An 8659-nucleotide genomic window follows, 5' to 3' on the forward strand; every position below is an offset into this window, starting at 1 on the left:
GGAGATGGTCAGCCAAGCTTACGGCCTCGGCCATGATGTTTGTAGTCGCCCAGCCAAACGATGACGTCGTCGAACGGCAGTGGTGGCGTCAGGATATAGCCCTGGATCATGTCGCACCCCATCTTCTCCAACAGTTCCATTGTCTCCGAGCTTTCCACGCCCTCGGCCACTACCGCATAGCCCAGGCTGTGGCACATCTCGATGGTGGTCTGGACAATGACGCGGTCGCCAGCCTGGGACGCCAGATCCGTGATCAGTGAGCGGTCGATCTTGATCTCGCTGGCGGGCAATCGCTTGATATACGAGAGCGAAGAATAGCCGGAACCGAAGTCATCAATGGACAGCGGAATACCTGTGGTGTGTAGGGAGTTGAGGGCACGCAGTGAGTTGACCGGGTCCTGCATCATTGAGGTCTCGGTGACTTCCAGGATAATGGCCCCGCGATGAGTGTGGTGGCTGCTCATCAGGCGCTGGACGTACAGCGGAAAGTCCGGCTCCCGCAGATTGTTGGGGGAGATATTCACCGAGATATTGAGTGGGTAGCCGTTCTCCAGTAATCGCGCTCTCAGTTCCAGTGAGTTCTCCAGTACCCAGCGTGTTAATGGCTTGATCAGTCCGGTCTGCTCGGCCAGGGCAATCAGCTCGTCGGCGGGTATTGGCTTTTTCCGGTCGGGCCAGCGAATCAGCGCTTCCAGGCCGACCACCTCCCTTGTTTTCAGAGACAGTTTTGGTTGCAGGTATAGGGCAAGTTCACCGTGCTGGAGAGCATGTTGCAGCTCGGACACCAGGGTAAGGCGGTCAGCGCTGTAGGAGTCCCGCGAGGGCTGATAGTAGGCCAGCCCTCGGTCTCGGGCGTCGTCGGAGCCCTGCGCAATAAAGGCACGCCGGATCAGGGTATTGGTGTCGGTGGCGTGATCCGGATAGATCGCCGAGCCCGTGTGAGGGTCCAGTGGTAACTGCATGCCCAGGTAGTCCAGCGGTTTACGGATTTCCTCAAGGGCACGAACAATGGCACGAGGTGTTTCCGAAATAACATCCGCTTCCACAATAAACCCGAAGGTAGCCGACTCCAGCGACGCCAGGTAGAAACTCTGCTGATCGGTGGTCTCAACGGTGCAGATTCCGGGCAGTTCACTGACGATGCTGTTGAAGCGTCGGGCGGCAAGTTCGAGCAGCCGGTCGGTATTACGATGCCCCAGGGTTTTGGTGATGGCTGGAAGGTTGCTTAGGTGGATCACCGCGATGGAGAGGCGTTTGTCGGGCTCTCGGTTGATCAGTTCGCTGATGGTCATTTCCAGGCAAGCGCGGTTGGGCAATCCCGTTAGCGGGTTGTGGAGAGCCTGTTCGATCAGTCGAAGCTCTGCTGAGCGCCTTGCCGCCATGGCGGTGATTTCTGCTTCGCGGGCGCGAACTTTGCCTTCACGTTCCTGGTAGAGCCGGGCGGCCAGGGCGATGGTCAACAGGATAGCTTCGAGAGCGGAGCCGATTTCGATGCCGTAGGCCGTCACGAAGCTGTTGGGTACGAAACCGTATTTATTGGCTGCGGTGATGGCGCTGCCCAGGGTAAGCAGGCCCCAGGCTATGGTGTAGTAGCCGGCCTGGGGATTGCCCCGAATCCATTGTATGGGCCCCATGACGGTCAACAGCAGGCAACTGGGAATCGCCAGGGCAACCGTGAGCCTGCTGGCAACGCTGTAGTCGGTAACGAATGTTGTCACTGCCACCGCGACGTTCACCAACACCGTATACCACACAAGTTTGTCCATGCGCGGGCTGGTGACGCGCAGGTTGAGGAAAGCGCGGGAGAATAACAGGGTGAATATCAATGCCACCGGCACGGCCAGCACCATGGCCTGGTTGTGCAACCAGGGCGACTCTGGCCAGAGTAATTGGTAGGTGCTGCCATTCAGACTGCCAATAAACATCAGGTAGCTGAGGGTGGAGAGCACGTACAACAGGTACATGCGCTCCCTCAGGGCCAGGAAGATAAACAGGTTGAAAAAGATCACCATGATCAGGATGCCGTAGTAGATCGCGTGCATCTGATCTTCGATGGACGTGGCTTCGAAGTAGGTTCGCGGGTCCCACAGCCTGACGGGGATCTGCATGGCGCCCTGTGTTCGAATACGCAATAACACCTGGTAATCGCTTTGCGGATCGGTTTCGAAGGAGAACAGAAAGTTGCGGTGCCGAATCTGGCGCTGTGCAAAGGGCAGGTGATCGCCAGTTGATATGCGTTGCCTGACGACACCGTTCTCCATCAGGTAGAAGGTGATATCGTCGAGCTGCGGATAGCGTATCTCCAGCAGCTTGCGGTCACTGGGTATGGTGGATACAGGAACGCGGAGCCACACGGTGTCACGAATGTAGCCGAAGTTGGGGCTTTCGCCTTCCAGTGATTGCCACCGGTCGGAAGTAAGAGCTTCCCTGAGATCCATCTGTTCCGAAGGTGCCACCCGGATGTAGTCCATATCCGGTTCTGCAAAGCCGGGCGAAGCCGCATTTGCCTGGGTTCCGAAAGCCATCATGATCAATGCGCCCGCCAGGGCGAAAAACTGAGCAATATGGCGCACGTAGTACCGATCTTGTTGTGATTGTCCGGCTCAGTATGGCGTTATCTGCCGGGGGGCTCAAGGCCGATATCGCCGGTTTTCGAACGTCACCTGTGTCAGGTGTTATAGCCGTTCAAGCCACTCCCGCACCCAGGGTACGGCTTCCATCTCCGGCTCGGTGGTTTCCAGGGCGTCGATCCTTAAGGTGTCCCCCACTTTCCGGGCTGACGTCTCGTATAAAGCCTCTTCCATCAGCTCACCGGCGCCACAAAAGGTGTCTCCGTAGGAACTGTCACCAAGCACAATGACCCCAAACGGACGTGCCGGTTGCTGGGGCAGTTGCTCCCGCAGTCGCAGGTAAAACGGCAGCAGGTTGGGGGGCAGCTCTCCCTGGCCGGTGGTTGATGTGCACACCAGCAGTGGTTCGTCGTTCCCGGTGATGTCCTCCAGATCGGGGTCCTCAAGGACTGTGATCCGGTGCCCTTCCGGTTCCAGGGTTTTCTTCAGGGTACGTGCCGTCAGCAGGGCGCCACCATAAACGCTGCCGACCAGAATCCGGATTGAAGCCATGAATGGTCCTGTTGATTCGTAACGACAGCCATCCCGTGATGGCTGTCTGCGTTGGGGCCCGATCATAGCCGGTGATGTGCTAGCGCTCAAGATCCGGCTCAGGAGAGGCTGGTTTCCCTGGAGGAGGTTCGTACTCTGGGGGCAACGCGATTGCGCCCGTCTTGCTTGGCGTTGTACAGGTGAACGTCAGCCTGTTTCAGCAATTCATCCACTGAGCTGGTCTTGGCGATAGAGCAGATGCCGGCGCTGATGGTGACGGGCATGGATTGGCCGGCGAAGGAGAATTCGGCGCTGGCGACCTCGGAACGTAACCGCTCAGCGAGCGTGAGAGCTTGTAGCAGTGAGGTGTCCGGCAACAGGATCAGGAACTCCTCTCCGCCCCAGCGTGCGGCCACATCCGTTTGCCGGATAACGGTTTCCATCAGTTGCGAGAAAGCCCGGAGTACGTGGTCGCCGGCGTCGTGTCCGTAGTCGTCGTTGATACGCTTGAAGAGGTCCAGGTCGATCAGAACGATGGAGAAGTGGTGGCCGGAGCGCCGGTACCTTGAATACTCCTCGTTCAGTCGATGCTGCATGTCCCTGCGGTTGGACAGGCCCGTCAGTTCGTCAGTTCGGGCCGCGTGTTGGTGGGTGCGGGCCAACTCCATCAACTCATTGCGTGCCTTCAGGCGACTGGCTTCCAGCACGAAACAGAAGATGGATTCGAACGTCAGCGTGGCGAAGAAGCGGATCTTGAAGTCTGTGCTGTATTCCGCAGTCACCAGCGGCAGTTCAGGGAACTGGAAAACCACAACCGCCAGCAGGCAGCAGAATAACAACACTGCTGTGCCGGTTTTCAGGTCAGTCAGGTAGAACAGCAGCGGCGGAAACACGTAGAACCAGAGAGGGCCGGTGTTGCTCTCACCACCTGTAATGATCAGGTATCCGAACAGCAGGCCGACGATAGAGATCATGCCAACCTTTTGATGGCGGCGGTTGCGAGAGCGGGCAAACGCCAGCATGTTCATCGCCACCAGCCCCGCAAAGAACCAGAGCGAAAAGGCGTGGTGGGTGTGGGTTGCAAACCACGCTTTGGTGCCAATGCCCAGCAGGAAGAGGATGGCCATGGCTGACAGACCTGTCAGCAGGCGGGATACGCGTTCCTCCTCGCCTTCGTCGGCTATTTGTTGGCTGGTATCGGGGAGTCGGGTCATGACACGTCTGTTGTTGTCGATTTGTTGTTAGTGCTTTGCCCAGACTGCGTGAGGCTGGATAGTGATTCAGATTAGTCGAAGCGGGAAATCTGTACAGCGACTTTGGTCATGCAATCCGCATTATGGCCGTTTTGTTTCAATTTCATGGCAAAAAATTTATAGTTGCCGCCGTAAGTAATGTGAAACTGCAGCTTCCCGTATCCTCCCTGTTGCGAGACCTGACGTATTATGGCCGGCAAAAACGGATTCCTCGATACTCTCCTGACCAGCCCATCGACCGAACGTTATCGTGTTGGCTTCAGCTTCCTGTTCCTGCTCTGCATTTTTCTGGCGGTGGGGCAGATCAGTGACGGCATGCCCAACAACATGCTGCTGATGGCAGCCGCGGTCATTGGTGGCTACATGGCCATCAACATTGGTGCAAACGATGTCGCCAATAATGTCGGCCCGGCGGTGGGGTCCGGGGCGCTGTCGTTGGGTGGCGCGGTCCTGATTGCCGCCGTGTTTGAGGCCGGAGGCGCCATCATCGCCGGCGGCGACGTGGTTTCTACCATCAAAGGGGGCATTATTGCCGCTGAAAGGCTCGACGATGTCAGCGCCTTCGTATGGTTGATGACTGCCGCGCTTCTTGCTGGCGCCCTGTGGCTGAACCTGGCCACCTGGATGGGGGCTCCGGTGTCCACTACCCACTCCATTGTCGGGGGTGTGCTTGGGGCCGGAATTGCGGCCGGCGGTTGGGGTATTGCCGACTGGGCCGTCATGGCCAAAATTGTCGCCAGTTGGGTGATTTCCCCCGTCATGGGTGGCGTGCTGGCGGCGCTGTTCCTGTATGCCATCAAAAAGACCGTGCTGTATCGCAAGAACGTGGTGCCGGCGGCAAGAATCTTCGTACCCTGGCTGGTGGCGATCATGGCCTGGGCCTTCGGCACCTATTTGATGGTGAAGGGGGTCAAGAAGGTGGTTGAAGTAGACTTCCTGGGAGCTTCTCTGGTTGGTCTGGGGCTTGCTGCGGTCATTTTCTTCCTGATGCGGGCCCTGGTCGGTCGTCGTGCTGCGACCATGGAAAACAGCTCGGCTGGCGTGAATACCCTGTTTACCTGGCCGCTCATCTTTGCTGCGGCGTTGCTCAGTTTTGCCCACGGGGCGAACGACGTGGCCAATGCCATCGGCCCGCTGGCGGCCATTAACGATGCTCTGTCGGCTGGCGCAGTGGTCACCGCAGCGTCCATTCCTCTGTGGGTAATGCTGGTTGGCGCCCTTGGCCTGGCCGTTGGTCTTATGTTGTTCGGCCCACGCCTGATTAAGACCGTGGGGACTGAGATCACGGAGCTGGATAAAACCCGGGCGTTCTGTATTGCCCTGTCGGCGGCGCTTACCGTTATTATCGCTTCTCAGTTGGGGCTGCCGGTCAGTTCCACCCACATTGCCATCGGTGGTGTGTTTGGCGTTGGTTTCCTGAGGGAGTACCTGAAGTCCAATTACGCCACCCAGCTCCACAACATCATGGACAGCCATGAAGAAGAAGAGCGTGAGCGTCTGCGCCCGTTCCTGGAAGATTTCCGTAACGCCTCGGTTGAGCAGATGGAAAACCTGCTCCAACAGGCCAAGAAAAAGAAACAGGTGCCGCTCTCCAAGAAAGAGCGCAAGCGCCTCAAGAAGATCTATCGCGAGGAGATGGTAAAGCGTTCGCACCTGACTCGTATCGTCGCTGCCTGGATCATTACGGTGCCCGCTTCGGCCTGCATGGCGGCCATCCTGTTCTTCACCCTGCGTGGGTTGTTGCTGTAAGGGATTGTCGCGCTGGTTGTCAGGTGCCTGTTTGGCCCATACTATTCTTCAATACGGGAGGCGTTTGCCTCCCAATACGTTGCCAATATGTCCGGGGATTGATTCATGAGTTCAGCAGAAGAAAGTCGTCAGGCGAAGGTCATTGACGAGCTCAGGGTGTTTATCAAGAAGGTCCTCAGTGATCCGACCATTGCGGTGAAATCGGTGGAAATCGCCCGCAAATATCGCAATCAGCCCAATGCCAATGAGCTGATTGCCCGTGAAATCAGCGCTAACACCACAATCCGTATTCCGGAGAGCTGGAGTCGGGCGGATCACATGTTTCTCGATATTCTGGACGAAGTTCTGGATGACGAAGAGGCGCTTTACTGATTTTCGTCAGGCCCGCCGAACACCAGGCTGATGCTGCTTCAACACCGCATCGGCCATCTGGTCCAGGATGGTGATTTCGTCCTGGATGCCCTCGTCTGATGACAAGTCCCGCTGTTCCTTCAGTATGTCCGCGAGGATTTCCTTCGTGGTCAACGGGTTGGCCAATACCACCCGGAACACGATGCACGGAAAGTGAAAATAGCGCGACGGTTCGAGCCGGGTACGGGAAACGAAGGCCTTGCCCCGTTCACGCTGGGTTTTCTGAATGAATTTGGTAATGCGGTTCAGGCAGGTATTGAGTCGTTCGGCCTGTAGCGAGTCCGCGATTGCCAGTGCCTGCTGCACTTTTTCCGGGCAATAGCGATAGGTCAGAATATTGAGCTCGGGTTTGGTGATGAGCTCGAAATCCGTTTCCGCGTTGATCATTTCCGCAAAGGTTTGTGCCTTGTCGATGCCCTGGTCGATAAGGATCTCGTAGCCTTCCCGCGCCAGGATTCTCAACCCCGACTGGATCAGCATCGACATACCCGGTCGTGAACCTTCCAGAGTGGTGCTGCCCAGATCCCGGGACCCTTTCCGGATAATGTACTGGGCGTGATGCTCGATAGCACTTGCCAAACCTGGGTCACGGAACACCACCAGTCCGGCTCCCATGGGAACATAGAGCTGCTTGTGGGCGTCGAAGGTGACCGAGTCGGCCTTTTCGATGCCTCTGAGCAGGTGCCTGTGAGTGCGGGAAAACAGCGTCGGTCCGCCCCAGGCCGCATCCACGTGGAAGTGGGCGTTGAACTCGCGGGCGATGTCTGCCATGGCGTCCAGTGGGTCGACGTTGCCGGTTTCGGTCGTGCCGGCGATGCCGCAGATGGCCATGACCCGGATTTTCTGGCGGTGCAGCTCCAGGCATTTCTCCCGCAGTGCGTCGGTGTTGATGCGGTTGTCGTCATCGGTGTCGATGGGCACCAGGAAGTCCCGGCCCAGACCAAGGACATCGGCAGCTTTACGCAGCGAGTAATGGCCGCGGCGGGACACCAGAATGGCAGCACCCTCGCATCCGTAATAGCGCAGTGCCCGGAACAGGCCTTCCTGATGGATGCCCCGGAAACTTCCTTCGGCAGGAAAAGCGTTGTTGCGGGCAACCCAGAGTGCGGTCAGGTTCGCCACGGTGCCACCGGAGCACATGGCGCCGAGAGCGTAACTGGGGTCGTGCATCCACTTGCGGTAGAAGGCGCCATCCTGTTCGTACACCAGGCGGTGGATCATGCCCAATACCTGACGCTCCATGGGCGTAAATGCCTTGGAGGTTTCGGTTTTGACCAGGTTCTGGTTGAGGGCAATCATGATCTTGGACAGTGGCAACATGAAGTAGGGCAGTGCCGATGTCATGTGGCCGATAAAGCTCGGAGACGCGGTATGTACCGAGTTTGCGACGAGCTTGTCGAGCAGGAATTGGGCCTGTTCGGAGACGAAGATAGGCTTCTCGGGAATGGCGTAGTCTGAGAAGTCTTTCTCGACTTCGGAAAGATCCCGTTCGACCGCAACGATGTGTTCCTGCAGGAAGCCGGCAAGGTTGCGGGATATGTTCTGGTCAATCCGGCTCAGGGTGGATTCAGGTGCCTCGGGCACGGTGAATACACGGTACATGGCCTCTACCGAGGCCTGGGCCGATTTTTTCTTTCCGGTCATAGGTGCCACACACTATCAGTGGTCATTCACAGAGCCTGTCCCGGCCGTTCTGTTCTCCCTGAGGGGGCGTAGTATACGGTGTCGTGAAACCATACGCTACAGCATGGCCTGTGCCCGGCGGGAGGGTCAAAGTATCTCGCGATGTACATCCAGTATGGCAGCGTCGATGCGTTCCTGTATCGCTTTTTCAATCTGGTCGAGACGCTGGGCGATCTGTTGCGATGAGCCTCCGAGGGCGGCGATGGTCCAGGTGGCGCAATCGAGGGCGTCCTGGTCGGCGGTTTCGGCAACGGCCAGGTCGGGTTCTTTGCCCCATACCGCCTTCAGCGCGGTGAAGACTTTGCGCTTGGCTTTGAGGTCTTCGCAGCCGTAGAGCTGGAAGTGCAGGGTCAGGATGCCCACGTGGGGCGTTATGACTGTTTGCTGGGGCGTGTTGCCCTCTTTTAGCAGCCTTCTTAGAGCTTCAGACATAGGTGTTCCGATTTTGGTGCTGGAACCGGA

7 protein-coding genes are annotated in these 8659 nt (G+C 57.7%); 2 read left to right on the forward strand and 5 right to left on the reverse strand.

Annotated features, from left to right (window positions below; all coding sequences use genetic code 11):
• Positions 1-8 precede the first annotated feature (8 nt).
• The 3 genes from MDG893_RS16675 to MDG893_RS16685 form a co-directional block, all read right to left on the reverse strand.
• Positions 9-2573 (reverse strand): EAL domain-containing protein, encoded by a 2565-nt coding sequence (locus MDG893_RS16675; protein WP_007154992.1) that lies wholly within the window; start codon positions 2571-2573, stop codon positions 9-11.
• 102 nt (positions 2574-2675) lie between these two features.
• On the reverse strand, positions 2676-3122 hold the full coding sequence (locus MDG893_RS16680) for a flavodoxin (RefSeq protein ID WP_007154993.1): 447 nt from the start codon (positions 3120-3122) through the stop codon (positions 2676-2678).
• Between the two features lie 98 nt (positions 3123-3220).
• Positions 3221-4315, reverse strand: a complete 1095-nt coding sequence (locus tag MDG893_RS16685) for a GGDEF domain-containing protein (protein WP_007154994.1) — start codon at positions 4313-4315, stop codon at positions 3221-3223.
• 228 nt (positions 4316-4543) lie between these two features.
• On the opposite strand from MDG893_RS16685, the gene MDG893_RS16690 reads away from it, so the two are divergent.
• Together MDG893_RS16690 and MDG893_RS16695 are read left to right on the forward strand one after the other, a co-directional pair.
• Positions 4544-6103, forward strand: coding sequence for an inorganic phosphate transporter (locus MDG893_RS16690; protein ID WP_007154995.1), 1560 nt, complete (start codon positions 4544-4546; stop codon positions 6101-6103).
• A gap of 105 nt (positions 6104-6208) precedes the next feature.
• The gene (locus MDG893_RS16695) at positions 6209-6475 is read left to right on the forward strand and encodes a hypothetical protein (protein ID WP_007154996.1); all 267 of its coding nucleotides are present in this window, start codon (positions 6209-6211) and stop codon (positions 6473-6475) included.
• Between the two features lie 6 nt (positions 6476-6481).
• Here the strand turns inward: MDG893_RS16695 and panP are convergent, their stop codons facing one another.
• Together panP and MDG893_RS16705 are read right to left on the reverse strand one after the other, a co-directional pair.
• Positions 6482-8158, reverse strand: coding sequence for a pyridoxal-dependent aspartate 1-decarboxylase PanP (gene panP / locus MDG893_RS16700; protein WP_007154997.1), 1677 nt, complete (start codon positions 8156-8158; stop codon positions 6482-6484).
• A gap of 126 nt (positions 8159-8284) precedes the next feature.
• On the reverse strand, positions 8285-8659 hold a 375-nt coding region (locus tag MDG893_RS16705), incomplete at its 5' end, for a DUF503 domain-containing protein (RefSeq protein WP_007154998.1).

It is taken from the genome of Marinobacter algicola DG893 (assembly GCF_000170835.1).
Taxonomy (GTDB): Bacteria; Pseudomonadota; Gammaproteobacteria; order Pseudomonadales; family Oleiphilaceae; genus Marinobacter; species Marinobacter algicola.